The 18,656-nt window shown below is 37.6% G+C and carries 17 protein-coding genes and 1 pseudogene; 4 read left to right on the forward strand and 14 right to left on the reverse strand.

What is annotated here, in order from left to right:
• Window positions 1–125: 125 nt before the first annotated feature.
• Window positions 126–359, reverse strand: a complete 234-nt coding sequence (locus PB1_RS00315; protein ID WP_003350029.1) for a hypothetical protein — start codon at window positions 357–359, stop codon at window positions 126–128.
• 62 nt (window positions 360–421) lie between these two features.
• Complete coding sequence (locus PB1_RS00320) at window positions 422–1,054, reverse strand: LysE family translocator (RefSeq protein ID WP_003350030.1); 633 nt, start codon at window positions 1,052–1,054, stop codon at window positions 422–424.
• A gap of 197 nt (window positions 1,055–1,251) precedes the next feature.
• On the opposite strand from PB1_RS00320, the gene PB1_RS00325 reads away from it, so the two are divergent.
• Window positions 1,252–1,437 carry a hypothetical protein gene (locus tag PB1_RS00325; protein WP_003350031.1) on the forward strand — a complete coding sequence of 62 codons (186 nt, stop codon included), beginning with the start codon at window positions 1,252–1,254 and terminating at the stop codon, window positions 1,435–1,437.
• 397 nt (window positions 1,438–1,834) lie between these two features.
• Here PB1_RS00325 and PB1_RS00330 read toward each other — a convergent pair whose 3' ends face one another.
• The 8 genes and pseudogenes from PB1_RS00330 to PB1_RS00370 all read right to left on the reverse strand — a co-directional run bounded on the left by PB1_RS00330 (window position 1,835) and on the right by PB1_RS00370 (window position 11,392).
• Window positions 1,835–2,137 (reverse strand): hypothetical protein, encoded by a 303-nt coding sequence (locus PB1_RS00330; protein WP_003350032.1) that lies wholly within the window; start codon window positions 2,135–2,137, stop codon window positions 1,835–1,837.
• Between the two features lie 604 nt (window positions 2,138–2,741).
• Window positions 2,742–3,518 (reverse strand): TraR/DksA C4-type zinc finger protein, encoded by a 777-nt coding sequence (locus tag PB1_RS00340; protein WP_003350034.1) that lies wholly within the window; start codon window positions 3,516–3,518, stop codon window positions 2,742–2,744.
• Between the two features lie 249 nt (window positions 3,519–3,767).
• A complete protein-coding gene (locus tag PB1_RS00345; protein ID WP_034644696.1) occupies window positions 3,768–5,123 on the reverse strand; it encodes an aspartate aminotransferase family protein in 1,356 nt (451 codons plus the stop codon).
• 316 nt (window positions 5,124–5,439) lie between these two features.
• Window positions 5,440–6,480 carry a zinc-dependent alcohol dehydrogenase family protein gene (locus PB1_RS00350; RefSeq protein WP_003350036.1) on the reverse strand — a complete coding sequence of 347 codons (1,041 nt, stop codon included), beginning with the start codon at window positions 6,478–6,480 and terminating at the stop codon, window positions 5,440–5,442.
• A gap of 285 nt (window positions 6,481–6,765) precedes the next feature.
• On the reverse strand, window positions 6,766–7,836 hold the full coding sequence (locus PB1_RS00355; protein WP_003350039.1) for a 2,3-butanediol dehydrogenase: 1,071 nt from the start codon (window positions 7,834–7,836) through the stop codon (window positions 6,766–6,768).
• Between the two features lie 479 nt (window positions 7,837–8,315).
• Window positions 8,316–10,238, reverse strand: coding sequence for an oxidoreductase (locus PB1_RS00360; protein ID WP_003350041.1), 1,923 nt, complete (start codon window positions 10,236–10,238; stop codon window positions 8,316–8,318).
• A 351-nt stretch (window positions 10,239–10,589) separates the two neighbouring features.
• Window positions 10,590–10,900, reverse strand: a pseudogene (locus tag PB1_RS00365) (iron-sulfur cluster assembly accessory protein).
• 180 nt (window positions 10,901–11,080) lie between these two features.
• Window positions 11,081–11,392, reverse strand: a complete 312-nt coding sequence (locus PB1_RS00370; RefSeq protein ID WP_003350044.1) for a DUF3219 family protein — start codon at window positions 11,390–11,392, stop codon at window positions 11,081–11,083.
• A 207-nt stretch (window positions 11,393–11,599) separates the two neighbouring features.
• Here PB1_RS00370 and PB1_RS00375 point away from each other — a divergent pair, with 207 nt between their 5' ends.
• The 3 genes from PB1_RS00375 (at window position 11,600) to PB1_RS00385 (ending at window position 14,041) form a co-directional block, all read left to right on the forward strand.
• The gene (locus PB1_RS00375; RefSeq protein WP_003350045.1) at window positions 11,600–12,592 is read left to right on the forward strand and encodes an NADPH:quinone oxidoreductase family protein; all 993 of its coding nucleotides are present in this window, start codon (window positions 11,600–11,602) and stop codon (window positions 12,590–12,592) included.
• Window positions 12,593–12,931: 339 nt separating this feature from the next.
• Complete coding sequence (locus PB1_RS16510; RefSeq protein WP_003350046.1) at window positions 12,932–13,495, forward strand: hypothetical protein; 564 nt, start codon at window positions 12,932–12,934, stop codon at window positions 13,493–13,495.
• A gap of 75 nt (window positions 13,496–13,570) precedes the next feature.
• Entirely contained in the window at window positions 13,571–14,041 is a 471-nt protein-coding gene (locus PB1_RS00385) for a hypothetical protein (protein WP_003350047.1), read from the forward strand.
• Window positions 14,042–14,205: 164 nt separating this feature from the next.
• Here the strand turns inward: PB1_RS00385 and PB1_RS00390 are convergent, their stop codons facing one another.
• From PB1_RS00390 to PB1_RS00405, 4 genes are all read right to left on the reverse strand, one after another.
• Window positions 14,206–14,607 carry an IDEAL domain-containing protein gene (locus PB1_RS00390; protein ID WP_003350048.1) on the reverse strand — a complete coding sequence of 134 codons (402 nt, stop codon included), beginning with the start codon at window positions 14,605–14,607 and terminating at the stop codon, window positions 14,206–14,208.
• A 314-nt stretch (window positions 14,608–14,921) separates the two neighbouring features.
• A complete protein-coding gene (locus tag PB1_RS00395; protein WP_003350049.1) occupies window positions 14,922–16,007 on the reverse strand; it encodes a Ger(x)C family spore germination protein in 1,086 nt (361 codons plus the stop codon).
• 2 nt (window positions 16,008–16,009) lie between these two features.
• The gene (locus tag PB1_RS00400) at window positions 16,010–17,125 is read right to left on the reverse strand and encodes a GerAB/ArcD/ProY family transporter (RefSeq protein WP_003350050.1); all 1,116 of its coding nucleotides are present in this window, start codon (window positions 17,123–17,125) and stop codon (window positions 16,010–16,012) included.
• A gap of 4 nt (window positions 17,126–17,129) precedes the next feature.
• Window positions 17,130–18,617, reverse strand: coding sequence for a spore germination protein (locus PB1_RS00405; RefSeq protein ID WP_003350051.1), 1,488 nt, complete (start codon window positions 18,615–18,617; stop codon window positions 17,130–17,132).
• Window positions 18,618–18,656 lie beyond the last annotated feature (39 nt).

Genomic DNA, 18,656 nt, shown 5'->3' on the forward strand with positions numbered 1-18,656 from the left:
CGATGCTTTAAAGCGTTAAAATATGCTAAATTGCTTTATTTTTAAAAAAATCGAGGCAGTCTCAAAGCCTAAGGGTCAGACCCTTATGAGACAGCCTCGCAATTCTTCCCTATGGTAAGGAGTATTCAAACGTTTTTTATAATGAATTCCAGCCTGCGGTTGCGTTCCGCTTTTTCCTTTTCATCTGCTAAGTCGTATTTTTTCAGCAAATGGAACACTTCGTTCAGAATTTCTTGGGTTTGTTCTTTTTTGAAAAATGTTTCGAATAAATCATTAATTCCCCCCGGAAGGAATTCAGCTTGAGCTTCATATTTTTTTCTAACATCTTCATGGCTATGGTCAATATTGCACGTACCCATTTCATTCCTCCTCGTAAATTCGTTGTAAGAGCTATTGATCCTGGATCTTTGAAAGCACTCTATTAGAATATAATTAGCAAGCTTTTGTATGCTCGATAACCAAAGCTTATACCAAATCCGATTAATACGAATCCAGCAATGACAGATAACCATTTTAAGAACCGCTGACTTGCAAATTTTCTCCCGAAATGGATTGTAGATGCAACAGATAAATCCCAAAGAGCAATTCCTATAAAAATAGCACTGCTAAAAAGCAAAGCTTGTCCTTGATGTACAGTATTTAAAGTAGTTGTAAGAACAGAACCATAAATTCCGATCCAAAAAATAATATTAAGCGGATTGGAAATGGCGATTAAAAATCCCGATAAAAATGATTTAGATTTGCTTTCTTTTTGTACTTCATCAGATATAGTAACTTCTTTAAATGCATCTCTTATGCTTTCGAATCCTAAAAAGACTAAAATGAGGAATCCAAAAATCCACATGATTGACTGGGCGATTGGCGTAGTCAAATAATTAGATATTCCGAAGTAAATTAATAACATTAACACGACGTCAGCTGACATTCCACCTAGACCAACAGCCCAAGAGTGCCAAAATCCGTTCTTTATACCCCGCTTTATCATTTCTATATTAATAGGTCCAACGGGTATAGAAAGTGAAAGCCCTAATATGATGTAGCTTAAAACATTCATGATTTTAACCGTTCTCCCTGCATACTGAATCTGGTTTACGTATAGTATTAATTATCAGTTAATTGAATCTAATCTAACATATTTTTCCTTATCTTACAACCAAAAAAATAATTGAAAACCCTTACATTAATGTAGGCTATTACCCAGACCTCCTCTCTTTTATAAACATATACTGCTGTAAAAGGAGGGATCACAAAATGAATGGAATTGTTTGGATATATTTAGCCAGCGTTTTAGCAGGTTACACATTATTAAATCTTCCTGCAACATCTTTTCTCTCAGGACTGACACCATTTTTTGATTTCGTAGGTGTTGTTGCTATGATCGTGTTCTCTTTTGCCCTTCTGTACACGGGAGTTAAAGAACTAATAAGTAGAAAATAGCTTATAAAAAGAAGGCTTCGTTAACGGTGGCCTTCTTTCTCTTAAAATGCTGTTTTCCCACGATATAACGCAGTTTCCAATATGATGAATTCATATCGCTTATGGTTACTCCTGTTGAAGAGCGGCAATGGATCAACTTATTGTTTCCGAGTTAGATTCCGGCATGTGATGGCCCAGTTTTGGTAGTTTCAAAGAATACTATATCACCGTTTTAGGTTCAAGGGATTAAGAACTATTAAATATATATTACAGATAGGTTAAAACAGGTGATAAAATGCCTATTTTTCTTTTTTGTATAGGCAAAAATAACTTTTTTTCAAAAAAAGAGCATGTCTGAATCCCAGACATTGCTTCTTATATAAATAAAGATAATTATGAAGGCTATCTTTCTCTTATTCTATTTCCAATCCTCATACACAATGTTTCCGCCTGTTAAGTCTATTTTGTTGTTTTCGCCTTTATAAAACATTTTCCCATCTTCTTTTACAATCAAATTCTCATATGTTAACACTTCATTTCCGTTCGGAAGCTGGATGATCACTTTCCGGCCGTAATCTTTTTTCGGGGCTTCAACTTTAATCAGGCTTTGTGAAAAAAAGTAAAGGGCGGTGACGATCGCAGCACTGAAAATGACATACAGATATATTCTTTTCCAAAAAAATGATTTCGGCTGTTGATGAAATTTTTCCGTCCTGGTCATCTTAATCCCCCATTTCTACTTTATTTCATCTAGTCAGCGAAGGAGGCCCAATCCTCAATAGGGCGGGAAGGAATGTGCTTCGGATACGGGGCGGTTTCTGCCGCCTCAAGCATCCGACATTCGCTCCTTTTCCCTTCTTTCTTTATGTTCGTTTCATCCACTAGATACTTGGAAAATCCTTGTTCTTCAACGGAAGATCCATCAAGGACAAGCGTTCCAAGTACAAGCACATGCGCAAGCAATTGCAGCGATTGGGTACTGCTTCTTCCTGCGGATGCTTATACCCGTACTTTTTTAAAAATAATCAACATGTTTCTTATATTTTCATGTATACAATATGCATGCAGTCATGAAATATTTCCGGTCAAAACACTGATTTTTTAAAATGTTGGGGGGCTGGCCCTTGTTGCTTTAAAGCGTTAACGCAGTGCGGGTCTGGCCCCTGTTACTTTAAAGCGTTAACGTAGTGCGGGTCTGGCCCCTGTTGCTTTAAAGCGTTAACGCAGTGCGGGTCTGGCCCCTGTTACTTTAAAGCGTTAACGCAGTGCGGGTCTGGCCCTCATCGCTTTAAAGTGTTAAAAAAGCCGCAATGGATCAGTTGATCTCAATTGCGGCTTTGTTTCTTATTTTTCGTTATTTTTTCAACATAAGGGTCATGTTCATATGCCGGCAAGTCCCCGAACGACGTCATAATTCCTTCTTCATCTAATTCTTCTTCGTACCTTTTATGTTGGGGATTAGGATAAACGATGATGTTTTTTCCTTCCATATCGGTACCGATAAAATTTTCATAATCCTCGACATATCCAATATTTTCATATGATTCAATGTTTACATCGTTATAATGATCCGCCGGTTCAATATAGTCTGACGGAGTTTCAGACGTTCCCCACTCTGCTACTTCCTGCCATGAATCCTCAGCATCATAAGCAACTGACTCATCTTGCTCATCCAAATCAAATTTACCAAACGGAGGCATTAAAACTCCTTCCTCAATCGGCCTTTGACGAGATACAACCTGTTCAGGACTATGTTCTTTACAAAATGTTGTTGTCGGCAAAGCTTCCAGCCGCTCAACCGGAATGTCTTTTCCGCAAACTTCGCATTTTCCATATGTCCCTTTATCAATTGCATTTAATGCTTTTTCTATGTTTTTTAGTTCAAGTTTGTAATGTTCATTTAAAGCTATGTCTTTTTCTCTTTCAAATAATTCCGTACCATCGTCTGCTGGATGATTATCGTAGCTTGACAGCTCTCCCATTGATTCGTGATCATGCCCTCTGGTTAAACCAAAATGATCATTTTCCCGGTACCGCTTTAAATCTTGCTTCTGTTCCTGCAGCAATTGACGGAAGGCAGATAGTTGCTTATTTGTGAGCACAGGAGACACCCCTTCCAAAATCGGTTATTTTGGATCATGTATTGAAAATAAAATTTTTGAATACACTACTATTATTCGAAGAACAAAATCAATTATGTGAAGAAAATTCATTTTCCAATAATATTATTGTGGATAAATCATAAAAACTGGTCGTTATACCATGAAAAATGGTTAATATATTCAATAAATTGTTTACATACTTGGGAATATAAATAACCCGCGAAATGCGAATGCATCTGCGGGTACGATTTACTTGATTTTTTCAAGCGAAGCAGTAAGAACTTTTATAAGAAAATCTAAGTCAGTTTCCGGAATATTTAATGGAGGGGAAAGTGTCAGGACATTGTTATATCCTGCAACAGTCATTCCATTTTTGCCAATTAACAGGCCTTCCTGTTTACAAAGAGCAATTACTTCATCTACTTTGCTCGTATTCAGTGGTTCTTTCGTTTGTTTATCTTTTACAAGTTCGATCCCGATTAATAGCCCTTTTCCGCGTACGTCACCGACATAAGGATGATCCCGGAGTAAATTTTGCAGCTCGGTTAAAACCTTTTCACCCATATCCCCGGATCGATCAAACAACTTTTCCTCTTCCAATATTTGAATGTTTTTGATGGCAAGAGCGCATGCGGCTGGGCTGCCCCCAAACGTGTTCACATGGCGGAAAAATTCATATTCGTCTTCACCCTTGAAGGCATCGTAAATTTCTTTTTTCACAGCAGTTGCCGAAAGCGGCAAATAGGCACTTGTTATTCCTTTCGCCATTGTGATGATATCAGGTTTTACACCATAATTCATAAAACCGAACGGCTTTCCTGTACGGCCGAAACCGCAAATTACTTCGTCAACAATCAAGAGAGCTCCATGTTTCTCACAAACCTCTTTTGCCGCTTTCATATAGCCTTCCGGCGGAACAAGAATTCCTCCTCCCGTTATAATCGGTTCCATAATCATCGCTGCAATCGTTTCGCTCAATTCCCATGTCATCACTCGGTCAATTTCCTTGACAGCGGACAACTGGCTTGGATCGCTGACATTTGTCTCATCCCGGTAACTGTCAGGTGGAGCTACATGGACAAATCCAAATGCCAGCGGTTCATATTTGTATTTTCGCTGGGCCTGCCCGGTTGCAGCAAGAGCTCCTATCGAATTACCGTGGTAGGCGCGGTATCTCGCAACAATTTTATAGCGATTATGATCTCCCTTTTGCTGATGGTATTGACGGGCTATTTTAAATGCTGCTTCATTTGCTTCAGAGCCGCTGTTGGAAAAGAATATTACATATTCGTCTTCTAATAGATCATTCAGTTTTTCTGCTAGCTGAATTGCTGGAACATGACTTTGGGTAAGCGGATAGTATGCCATTTCCATCATTTGTTCATAGGCAGCATCGGCGAGTTCTTTTCTGCCGTAGCCGACATTTACGCACCAAAGCCCTGCCATCGCATCTAAATACTTTTTCCCGTCGCTTGTCGTGATCCAGGATCCTTCTGCCTTTGTAACTACAATAGTTTTATCCGGATTATAAGGCTTCATGGAGTGCCAGATAAATCTTTCATCCTGATTCTTCAAAGATTGTAGTGAATGGTTTTTTTTCACCATGTCAATGCCCCCTTGATATTGAAATCAAGACACGATGTATGTGTACTGTCTTTATAGTTGAAAAGGGGCTGTCTCATAAGGGTCTGACCCCATGTGCATTATCAATATATAGCATATTTATCCAACATTATATCCTATATATTGTGTTATGGGGTCTGACCCTTAGGCTTTTGAGACAGCCTCTTTTTCTACATTAATATGGTTAAAAGTCTAAATTCATGATGAACGAACAAGATATTTTTCATAAAAAAAACCTGAATCATTTTATGAAACAGGTTTTAAAGGTCAAGGCCGGATCGATTTATTAAAAACTTAATCAATCATTGGAAATAATGACTTTTATTGCTTTTTCTTTTGCTGCATTACGAAATACATCATAAGCCTTTATTATATCTGAAAAAGGAAAGCGGTGAGTAATTAATTGTTCCGGATGCAATTTTTTTGCCTGAACGGTTTTTAATAACATAGGTGTAGAAGTTGTGCTGACAAGCCCGGTTGTCAATGTAATGTTTAATGTCCATAATTTTTCAATATGAAGATCAACACTTTGCCCATGGACACCTACATTGGCTATACGGCCGCCCGGTTTTAAAATTTCTTGGCAAATATCAAAAGTTACAGGAAGTCCGACTGCTTCTATCGCAACGTCTACTCCTTTTCCACCGGTTAATTCCATAATTTTTTCAACAGCATTGCCGTCGCCGCTGTTGACCACTTGCGTTGCACCAAATTTTTTCGCAACTTCTAATCGGTTATCGTCCAAATCAACCATTATTAACTCTGCAGGTGAATAAAATTGAGCAGTTAATAGTGCTGCCATTCCTACGGGACCGGCACCTACAATTGCTACTGTCTGCCCTGGTTGAACCTTTCCGTTTAACACGCCAATTTCAAAGCCTGTTGGAAGAATATCGCTAAGCATCACAAGAGCCTCTTCATCTACACCTTCCGGAATATGGTAAAGACTGTTATCGGCGTATGGAATTCTTACATACTCTGTTTGGGTTCCATCAATTAGGTGGCCTAATATCCAACCCCCATCTTCACAATGAGCATACAACCCTTGTTTGCAATTTTCGCATTTTCCACAGGAGGTAATACAAGAAATCAACACTCTGTCGCCTTTCTTGAAATTTTTTACACCTGAACCGACTTCTTCAACAACCCCTACACCTTCATGGCCTAATATTCGACCTTCTTCTACAGTGGGAACATGTCCTGCAAGAATATGTAAATCCGTACCGCAAATAGTTGTTTTTGTAACTCTTATAATGACATCCGTCTCTTTTTCAATTATCGGCTTAGGTTTTTCCATTACTTCTATTTTTCTTGGTCCTAGAAATGTAACAGCTTTCATTTTGTACCTCCTCAAAAAAATTTTAAGTCTTTTCTTCCATTATGACAAAAAATTGCTTTATATTTCTTCCTTTCCGGATTTTTTGTCTTTTTTTCATGACAAAAACGGACTTTATTGACCATTCATATTATAATCTTTATTATCCTCTTAATACATGAGCATAAAAAGAAAAGTTTCTGTCGCCCCCGTTCGACAAAAACTCGGGGTTGACAGAAACTAATCATTTGTTTCACTTATTGCAGTTCAACTTTTGTTATACTATGGCTTACTTCTAAAAAGTGATCTTCAAAAAACTTTTAAGAGAGACGGATTTACCAAGATTTTAATTTGGCTCTTGCTTTGTGTTAATGCTTCAAATCCTTCAAAGACAATATCATTTAATCCTATTCGCTTTGTGACTAATTCTGATGCTTGGATTTGGCCGTTTGCGATTAGTTGAATAACTTGTGGGAAAATATTTCGATAACCAATGATGCTAGTCATCCTGCGTTCAGTTAAGATAAAGTTATTCAAATGAATGTTAGCTGGTTTTTCCCATATACTTACGTTTACCACGTTGCCTTCTGAACGAGTAGATTGAACAGCCGCATTAATAGTGGGTTCAATTCCGGCCACCTCAAATGCCACATCAACACCAAGGCCATTTGTATGTTCTTTTATCGTTTGAACAGCATCAACTTCTATTGGATTGACCACAACGTTTGCACCGACACGTTTTGCGATTTCTTGACGTTCCGGAGAAACTTCAACTGCAATTATTTTACTTGCTCCTGCAGCTTTAGCTGCTTGAATCACCAATAATCCGATAGGACCTGTCCCAAATACAGCTGCAGAATCTCCAATTTGTAATCCGCTTTGACGAACAGCATGAACCGCAACAGCTGTTGGCTCCACCAAAGCAGCTTGTTCAAAAGTCATATGATCCGGGATTTTATGAACCATTTTAGATGGTACAACGCTGTATTCAGCAAATCCGCCGTAACCACCGGATAACCCAACAAATCCTAAATGTTCACATACGTTATAATGACCTTTTTGACAAGCAGCACATTTACCGCAGCTATAAATAGGTTCCACAGTTACCCGATCTCCTACTTTCACGTCGGTAACAGCTTCACCAACTTCTACAACCTCACCGGCAAATTCATGACCCATTACAATAGGTGCTTTATCTTTAGATAGCGGATGAGGTTCGTTTACCGGAATAAAAATTGGTCCTGCAAGATATTCATGTAAATCCGAACCGCAAATTCCACAATAAGCGACTTTAATTTTTACTTCGTCTTTTCCGACTGCAGGCTCCGCGATATTTTCGACGCGAATATCTTTTGCATTGTGCCATAAAGCTGCTTTCATGTTCTTTCTCCCACCCTTTGAAATTATTATTTTTATAAAATATTAAGTTTAATAAAAATATACTTTTCATATTTTTCATAATGAAAAGTTTTATAACTATAACAACAATTATTATATATTGTTCCTTCCCAAGTTTCCACTATTTTCTATAAATATCTACGTTTTTGTTATTTTGAGATAGTTCAAAAAAATTAAAAATATTATTACTTTAAAGAAATCTGTCAACTATAGAAAAACGGTTTTGAGTTTGTGAAATTTTTCACTATATCCCTCCGTAACCTGTATTTAAATCATGACAATCTTTCCTCACACTCTTTCACAATTTTTAACTTGTAAAAAAGAAAAAGAACTTTAAAAACAATTAGGGAAAAATTAAAAAGGGGCCGACTCATAAGTAAAGGATCAGACCCCTCCAAACAATATCTTTATCGGAGGAAGTCAGACCTTTATGAGTTAGCCCAACTTCACGTTTTGATGCTTTATACTGCCAATCCTGCTTCGTAACCCTCTTCCACAGCTTCAATTGCTTTTCTAACTTTTATGGCGTCGCCTACGGTAATGATGTTATCTACCTTACCTTGGAGTTTTTCTTTCAGTGCATTTTCGGATTTTGATCCTACAGCAATCACAACGCTGTCAATATTGCCAATTTCTCTCAAGTCATTATCTTTTTCAATTGTAATTGAACCTTGTTTAATTTCTTTCACTTTGGCAGATGTAATTATTTCTACATTATGTTCTTGTAAATCTTTAAATAGGAAATGCTTAACTGACGGTTCACCGTCTTTTACGATTTCATTTAGCATTTCAATAATAACAACTTTCTTTCCGTGATTTGCCAGATGCGCTGCTGTCTCTGCACCAACCAATCCGCCTCCTACAACAACGACTGACTGGCCTACATCCTTTTTGCCTGACAGTACGTCCTGAGCAATCACCACTTCTGGTAAATGAACTCCGGGGATATTTGGTACAAACGGTTTCGCGCCTGTAGCAATAATGACAGCATCAGGTTTTTCATTTTCTACAATGTTTTCATTTAATTCTGATTTCAGATGGAAATGTACTCCCCATTTATCCAGCTGATTTTTTTGCCAGATCGTAAATGTATTTAACTCCGCTTTGTTTGGTGGAACGGCTGCTAATAACCACTGTCCGCCTAAATTGTCATCTTTTTCATACAAATGGACTTCATGGCCTCGTCTAGCAGCAATGATCGCTGATTGCATTCCAGCGATGCCGCCTCCTGCCACAAATACCTTTTTCTTTTCATTTGCCGGTTTTACCGTAAATTCATTTTCTTTTCCTGTTAAAGGATTTACTAAACATTTTACATCCAACCCTTTAATAAGTCTTCCGATGCAGCCTTGCACACAGCCTATGCATTGAATGATTTCATCAAGCTTTCCTTCTTTTACTTTATTCGGAAAATCAGGATCGGCTAAAGATGCTCTACCCATGGCTATCAAATCTGCTTTTTCTGATAAAAGTACTGATTCAGCAATAAACGGATCATTAATTCTTCCAACTGCTATAACCGGAATCGTTACGACCTTCTTAATTTCTGCAGCAAGGTCGACCATAAACGCATGAGGTACAGCAGCCGGTTGAATCACATACTGCATGGTCTTATATACACCGGCGGAACAATTTATCGCATCAACTCCTGCTTGTTCGAGAATTCTTGCGATCACTTTTGTATCTTCGATTGTAAGGCCGCCCTCAACGAATTCTTCCATCGATATTCTGAATAAGATCGGAAAATCATTTCCAACCTTTTTTCGTACATTTTCAACAATTTCTACTGCAAAACGCGTTCTATTCATGATTGTTCCGCCGTATTCATCTGTTCTTTTATTGGAAAACGGCGATAAAAACTGATTGATTAAATAACCGTGGCCTCCATGGATTTCTGCCGCATCATACCCTGCTTTTTTCGCTCTTAACGCTGCATCTCCATACTTTTCAATTAATTCCTTAATTTCTGCTTTCGTCAACTCATGCGGAATTTCATCGATTGTAGGATCTTTTATTGGAGAAGGCGCTATTGGCTGCACTCCTGTTATCTGGCTTCCGGTTTGTCTGCCGGCATGATAAAGTTGAACAGCGATCTTCCCTCCGTGTTGATGTACTCTTTCTGCCAGCTTTGCATGACTTTCGATTTGATCGTCAGACCAAAGTCCCGCCATATTATGGAATCCTTTACCATGCTCATCTATTGCAGTAGCTTCAGTAATAATTAATCCCCAGCCGCCTTCAGCTCTTGCTTCATGGTACGCTATATACCTTTCTGTAGCTGTTCCGTCAGTATTGCAATAGTTCATAACCATTGCAGGCACTACCAGCCTGTTTTTTACTTCCAACTCCCTAATCTTTATAGGTTCAAATAGTTTTTCCAACATAGTAGCTTTCCCCTCCAATTGTTTTGTGAACATTTTCACAAAATGTGATAAAAAAATTTTAGCGAAATTAATTGAGCCCGTATATGTAAGAAAGATAGCAAACTTTGTGAAGTCTTTCACTATCTTTCTCTACTATAAAATATACTCCCATTTTTCGATCAAGACAATTGAATTCACAATTAATTCATAATTCTTACCAATAATTTTCACAATTTAAATGAAAAAGAAAAGAGCGAAACCCTTGATAGAAAAGGATTTCGCTCTATTTCACGAACACCCTCAATGCATTAACGCGTTAACGTGGCGCGGGTCTGGCCCGCTTTTTGTCTTAAATACTTAAGAAAGCTTTTCTTAATGGCTGTGGACGTGACTTTCTTTTGATGGATTGATGATGACAAATCCTTCTTCAGGCACATAAAAATATTGAATCCAAACGCCATCTAAAAAATCTTCCCGTTTATCTAACAGAATATCAATGTCTTTGTCTGTTTTCACGATTTCATCGTGTTCAGTAGGGGTATCAAGTTTTATATCGTAATGAGCGTGATCCCCGTGGTTTACTGTTACGTATACACGAATCATTTTCCCTTCCGCTTCTTCACTGCTCAACATCTGTTTTAAAATAAAACTTTTGCTGCGTTTCGATTAATTTTACACTTCATGGCATACTTCTCCTGTTCAAATTTTTTCTTCATTATTATTCCATGATTTCAGCAAAAAATAAAAAATCTTGCCTCAATATGGTGAATTTTGTCATCATTTGGTGAAATTACGTTAAGCAGTCTGTAATTAAAAAAAAGTCACTCCTATTTGGCGAGTGACTTTTTTTGGGACAAAGGCTTCTACTTTTCTGTGTCAACCTCAATTAACTCTAATCTAAAGTCTGCAACAGAATTTTCATCTGAAAAATCTCCTCGGGAGGTAAAATACTTATTAATGGTTCCTCTAAATTCTAATTTTTTTTCAGGAATTTTTACATCGAATGTATTTTCATATAAAAATTTTGTAACTTCGTGGTATTCATTTCCACCTTTGACTTTAAAGTCAAAACTTACTTTTCTTAAATCATTACCCATATTTTTATTTTTTACAATTTCCTCTTTATAGTCAGTTACTTTAAACGTAATATTATTCAAAATGACCTCATTAACCATATGAACATCTCCCTTAATGGTTGTTGATAATGTGAATCATATCACGATTAAAACACAATCACCAATAAACTGCTCTCATCGGGGGCCAGACCCCGTTCAAGCAGTATTTTTGAAAATGTAGTAAAATGTGTTTGAAAGCGTATTACATGTTCCGTTTTCAAAGTGTATGCTTTCGAATTCTGTTAAGAAAGAAAAGGAGTTATTTGCATGACTGAATCATTTAAAGCATTGATGGTAAATAAGACTGAAGATGATTTTTCGGTTAACATTAAAACGATTTCTTTAAATGACTTGCCGGATGCCGATGTTTTAATCAAAGTTGCATATTCAGGCATCAATTACAAAGATGGTTTAGCAAGTATTCCTAATGGAAAAATTGTAAAATCTTATCCTTTTGTCCCCGGTATTGATCTGGCGGGAGTAGTCGTGTCTTCTCAAGATCCACGCTTCCGCGAGGGCGATGAAGTTATTGCAACGAGTTATGAAATCGGTGTTTCCCATTACGGCAGCTATAGTGAATATGCCCGCATTCCCGGAGATTGGATTGTACCTTTGCCGAAAGGCTTGACATTGAAAGAAGCAATGGTATTGGGAACGGCCGGATTTACAGCAGCCCTCTCCATTCATAGGTTAGAAGAAAATGGATTATCCCCTGATAAAGGCAAGGTTCTTGTCACAGGAGCTACCGGTGGAGTCGGAAGTTTAGCTGTTTCGATGCTTGCAAAACGAGGCTACAATGTCGCTGCAAGCACCGGAAAAGCTTCAGAGCATGATTTTTTACATAAGCTTGGTGCTAAAGAGATCCTTTCTCGGGAAGATGTGTATAGCGGAAAAATGAAACCGTTGGATAAGCAGCTGTGGGCTGCTGCCATTGATCCGGTAGGAGGAGAACAGCTTGCTTCTATATTAAGTAAAATACAATACGGCGGATCTGTCGCCGTAAGTGGATTAACAGGCGGATCAAACGTACCGGCGACTGTGTTTCCATTTATTCTTCGCGGCGTCAGTTTGCTTGGAATCGATTCTGTTTATTGCCCGATGGAAATCCGAAAAGAGCTTTGGAGTCGGATGGCAACCGACTTAAAACCGGCTCCTCTTTCAGATCATATTCAAAAAGAAATTTCACTTGAACAATTGCCTGAAACACTTCCTACGATCTTAAAGGGACAAGCACGAGGAAGAATCATTGTAAAATTATAAATCATAATGAGTAAAAGGGCTGCTGTCATCCAGCAGCCTTTTACTTTTTGAGACTCTAACCCATCCCGGAAAATTCCTGCCATTTCATATGTATTCCTCTCATATGTTTAAGTTAAGATAAAGAACTTCACCATTATTTAGTCAACCTAAATATCTTTTGATCCCTTCTCCTTTTGGAGGGGGATTTTTTATTGGCCGTGTAGCTGTAGCAAAAGTAAGACTAATTCAAAAAACAGAATCAAATATTAGCCTTTTTTTGTCATTGTCTGGGGATTGTCCAAACATATCCATATTAGCAGCAATAGGATATATTACATTAAAAGAAAGGGGTAATCCAAATTGTCTAAAAATCACAAATGGAAAGATGATCACAAAGACGATTACGAGAAAGAGGATTACATGAAGGACGATTGCAAGAAGGACAAGGACAAGCACAAGAAGGATGATCACAAGAAAGATTGCTGTGAAAGCTGGAAGGATGTAAAAACCCAAACTCAAAATCCTTCACAAATTCTGTATAACGATATTGAAAACAGTTCAATTGCAGACGATAGTAGTAATGCTGCAACGAACAATGATCACAGCGCAGTTGCACAAGAATATAGCAATGCAACTGAAAATAGCACTGAAGTTGACAATGCAATTAGCAAAGGTGCTATTGCTCAAGATAATGAGAACAGTGCAATTGCTCAATATGACAGCGCTGCAACTGAAGGCAGCACTAACACTGACACTTCCAACGCAAATGCTGATGATGGCAGCAATATTGCCCAGGATAATGATGACAGTGCCACTGCTCAAGATCGCAGCAAGGCAAGTGAAGAATCTGCTTTTGCAAAAGATAAAAGTAATGCTGCTGAAGGAAATTTTGTTAATGACCAGGAAGTCGGTCTAGAGGATTAACGGATGCACTGCCCATCCTTGCCGCCATGTTTGGTGGGGATGGTGCATACATAAAGGGGAAAGAGGTGAATCGAGTTGGGTAAAGACTATGAAATTGAATATAAAAAGATTACAAAGGAATTGAGGCACGGTCGTCCTCACAGACGTCATGTACGCAGGCGGGAGTCCGATAGCAGCACAAATATTCTCAAAAGGCTTCCGGGGTCGCCACTTCAGAAGTTTTCTGAGCCGGCAGATGAGTCGTCAAATAGAGCTCCGTCGTGGCATCAATCATTAAGCAAAAAAATCTGCGAAGAAATTACCGAAAGGTTAGCCGAGTTCCCTATTCAAATTAACCTTTATCTTACAATCACTCAAAATCAAAACCCAGAGCAAACTACCATTAATGATGTACAGCGATCGGCGGTTGCTCTAAAAGACAGCAATGCAGTAGAAAATGCTATTAGTAGTGCTATCGCCCAGGATAAAAGTCAATCAAGTAAGAAGGATAAAGCTTTAGACGATACTACTTCTAGTAGTGATGTTGACCAGGAAACAAAACGTTAACGAATACGTGCATAAAGAAAAGCCTGAAGCCTGTTCCCTGTTAGGCTAACGCTGCCATACCGAAATTTTTGAATCTAAAAAACTTCAAAAGGCCGCATTTCGTTTAACCGCTGCAAAAGCATGAAAATTTTTGAATCTAAAAAACTTCAAAAGGCTGCTTTTCGTTAGCAGCCTTTTGCGTCAAATTTCCCAATTCTGTTATTGTTGATTGGGTTATCATGATTTTTTTTTGCATTCTCCTTGGAAGCTTTTTTATGTGAATCCAATTTCACAGATAAATCATTAAACCACTGTTCATCTTTTGTTAATAACGCCAGGTCAATTAATTGTAAAATTTGTTCCTCATTAATTTCCGTTGAAACAGGTAACTTTTCAATCCAATTGATTAACACACCGACCTGTTTTCCGATCGTTTTTTTATTATCAGATTCAACAACATGTACTTTTACTATCCCTTGTAAAAAATCTATGCTTTCAATATAACCGCGAATCAGTTCACCGTTTCTCGTTTTCCCTTTGACCCAATCTCCGCTTTCAAATTGATTGTTGTCGGGCACAATTAACATTACTTTTCACCGTCCCTTACTATATATTATTAATGTCTTCGCAAAAAGTTCTTAGTACCGTACATCGAACCAAAATAGCAAACTATGAAAATGAAAGAAAAAATCTGTGTTTCTTCAGAAAGTAATTGTAATTTTATTGTTTACAGTTAATATTGTCAACAAAAGTTACTCATAAAAGGAACCATTTTTGATTGAAAAAATTATCCAATATCGATCAAGAACTAATAACGGACAAATCATGTTATATTTAAATTATAACGAAAAAAGCAGATCTGTGCATAGAATCTGCTTTTGTTTTAAAAAAATTCACATAATTATTTTTCCTTTTCTAGCAAAGGCTGAATAGAAAGTTTATAATCAACATTAATTTCCAATTGTTCCCAATGGTTTAACCATTGCTTTTCACTAAGCGGTTTCGCAAACGGAGTCAGTGAGCGTTTTCCGATTTGAAACGGGTCCACTCTCCACTTTTGCAGGTTCTTCATAAATTCAGTAGTTTGTTTTTCCAGATACGACTCAATTTCGTTATTAAGATCTGCAAATTCATCTTCATCGTATATATTTTTATCTCCCTGGTACTCCTTAATTCCGCTACTCAGCTCAACTTTGATTGTTAATGAAGAAAATTTTCGTTTCCAATGCATATGAACACTTGAGCGAACTTCTCCTAAGACAACAGATAATGTTTTTATTGGAAGAATTTTCAGGTAGTGGTCATTGTTAATTAGTTGGAAAATATGCTCATCTATGTTTCTAACAGTTGCAATTAATTTGTCATCGCTAAAAAGCGCCGTTCCTGCGTATGTGAAATTTTCTTTGTCAGCCTTGAAGACCGGCAGAATCGGATCGGAATATGGAGAGTATAAATTTTTCATAAATTGGTGGATGTTAATGATCGTCATTTCACCTTGTCTTTTCTTCTCATAGTGTTTAAACATAAGATAAAGAAAATAATCAAGGTTTTCTTGCTCGTGCACTTGATGTTTTATATAGTCTTCAAAATCTCCTTTCACGATGGCGATATAAAGGCGCGAAGAAATATCAGGCTCTATCATTAACATATTAATCAGCGGCATGATCCCTTTTTTCGCATAGTTTTCATCGATGAACAACAGTCGAATTTGCCCGGCTTTTAATTCACGAAAATATTTATAATTAAAGTCCTGCGCCCCTTTTCTCACAAGGTCGGCTTTAAGTGTAATTGGACGTTTGTTTTCTTTCAAGAGCGGCGGCATTAACGTGGTCATATTCAACTCTCCATCTTCCCCCTCTTTCGTGTACCAAAACGTGATAGGAGCTATTTCTTCGATTATATTGTTTTCTAAAAAAGGGGAACATCCTGCCGCCAACATCATACTAATAAATAAAGCCATAAACAGAATCCGTTTTATTTGTCCCATATTCAGACACGCCCCTTTATTTTACCGGCAATTAAAAGGAATGCCGGAACTAACAAATACGTTAATGACCCTGACCATATTTGAAGGTCAAGCAAGATGCTCCGCTTTTCTTCTATTTTCCAAAACCATTCATTTGCAAGGACGATACATACAAAAACCGTCATAAAGCTCGCCAAAAAACCGATTCGAGTTGTTTGTTCTTGTAATCTCCGAAAAATAATTCGAGCGGCTCCATAAAAGAATAAGATAAGAATCGAAATCACGATGACAAAATGAAACATATATATAGAAAGCAAAATGATATCGATTCGTTCAATGAAGGGTGATTGCAAATATCGAATCATGTTGATCACAGGAAAATTACTTTTGCTCAAGTAATTTGAACCAAAAAAGAGCAACGATGCAATAAACACAATCAAGTATTCCAGAACAGAAATCGCATTCCCTATCGTCAAATATTTCAGTACCTTTGGCTGCGGTCTTAACCAAGGAGCCACACATATCAAATACTCCGGTCCTGACAAAGATGATAAAAGCAGCAGCAGCCCTTTCCAGGAATCCATCGGCCACTCAGCCGGAATTAAAGGATATAAATCATAAAGAGAAGCGTTAGGCGGAAAGAAAAAAGGAATATATAAAAAAATGGTCCAAATCGTACAAAAAAATGCGATCACGAACAAGCGTATCATATTCCCTATTCCTTGTACGGCTACATACAAGCTAACGAAAAATAGAAAAACTATCATCCAAGTTGGATTCATCGAAGGGAATATAAATTGATGAACCATTTCCGCATATCCAAGTGTAATGACGGTTATTTTGATCAAAATGAAAAATAGTCCGACAATAGCCAAAAAACGAACCATTCGCTCACCAAAAAGTTGTACAAATCCTTGATAACCTTTTGCGGAAAAATCTGAAGCCAACCATTTGGATAGCATGATGAGAATGATTTGAGATAAATACCCGACGGCAATTATGCCCCAAATCATATATGGATGAACCAAAAACAAAGGCATGAGTAAGAAAAAATAAAGCATTTGCATTCGGTTTACCATGAACATAACATAAATGCCGTCAAAGGTTGAAGCACGATCAAATAACAAAAATGCTTTCACTCCATCATCTCCTTTGGCCGTAACGCCATTTCTGCAGGGGATGTAAATGGTCAGGCCGGGTTTTCATCCAAGTTAATGGACCGCGAATAAAAAGATCAATCCAATCCTTCCAGTAAAATGGAGCTATCGGTGCAAAATAAGGTTGTTTCAATGAAGTAAGACCATTCAGATGGGCAAAAATGACAATCATCCCAAGCGCGATTCCGGGAATCCCCAACAAAGATGAAAGCAGAAGAAAAGCAAATTGAATTAACGTGTTTGCTTTCGTCATTAAATAGTTAGGTACCAAAAACGAAACAATGGCCGAAATACCCATTAGAACAATTAACAGTTTGCTTGCAAAACCGGCTTCTACCGCAGCTTGTCCAATAACAATGCCGCCGATCATTCCCAATGTTTGACTTGATTTTGTCGGCATCCTTAGACTTGCTTCTTTAATAATTTCGATCGTTAATAACATAAAAAACGCTTCCCAAAATGGACTAAAAGGCAATTTGCTTCTCGATTCAACTAAAACAGAAAGAACTTGCAGCGGCATTACCTGATAATGATGAGTCGTTGCAGCTACATAGACCGGGATCAACACCACAGAAAGAAAAAAGCTGACATACCGAATTAAACGCAAAAAACTTGCAACAAGCCATCGATTGATATAATCCTCGGGAGATTGAAACAGATGAAACAAAGTGATTGGAGCAACTAATGCAAACGGTGTATTGCCTACCAAAATTGTAATTTTACCGAGACTTAATGAGAAAGCACATACATCCGGGCGATCGGTTTGTTGAAACTGAGGAAACACGCTATAATGATGATCTTCCATAAAAGCGGCAAGTTGAGACGAATCAAAAAAAACATCATAATTAATTTCGGAGATTTTCTTTTTTGCAATAGATATATATTCAGGATTGGTCAATCCTTCGATGTACATAAGTACAACAGTTGTTTCGCTTAAAGAACCGACAGTAAATTTCTCCGCTTTCAGTTCAGTTATAGGAAGGCGCCTGCGAATTAATGTGATATTCTGCTCTAATTGTTCACTGAAGCTGTCTTTTGCTCCGTATAAAATGGTTTCCTGTTCAGATGTTTCGATGGCACGACTTAATGGATTTCCGAGAAAAACGGCCCACCATTGATTGTGTATAGGGTCTTTTATAAGAACGGAACCAAACATAAGTTGTCTTTGCGCCTCCTCTAATGTGGAAATTTTCATTATTTTGGAGGCAGCAATACATTCAATTACCGTGTCATTATACCCCTGCATTAACGGCTCGATTATTGTTTCATTTAAACGCTCTTGGTCAATTAGCGTTTTTATGTATACAAGAGTTACTTTCTGACCTTTTGCGGATTGGCGTTCAATAATTTCTGCATCATTCATGTTGTCTAGCATATTTTTTATGGCTTCTGTCGTTACAGCAATATTTTGCATCTTTTGATGATGATTATTATTCTTTTGACCGATTCCAGTTTTACGTTTTTTCCAAAACATAAATATACTTCACCTAAATTCGTTTAGTTGATACAATTT

Source organism: Bacillus methanolicus PB1 (genome assembly GCF_000262755.1).
Lineage (GTDB): Bacteria > Bacillota > Bacilli > Bacillales > Cytobacillaceae > Bacillus_Z > Bacillus_Z methanolicus.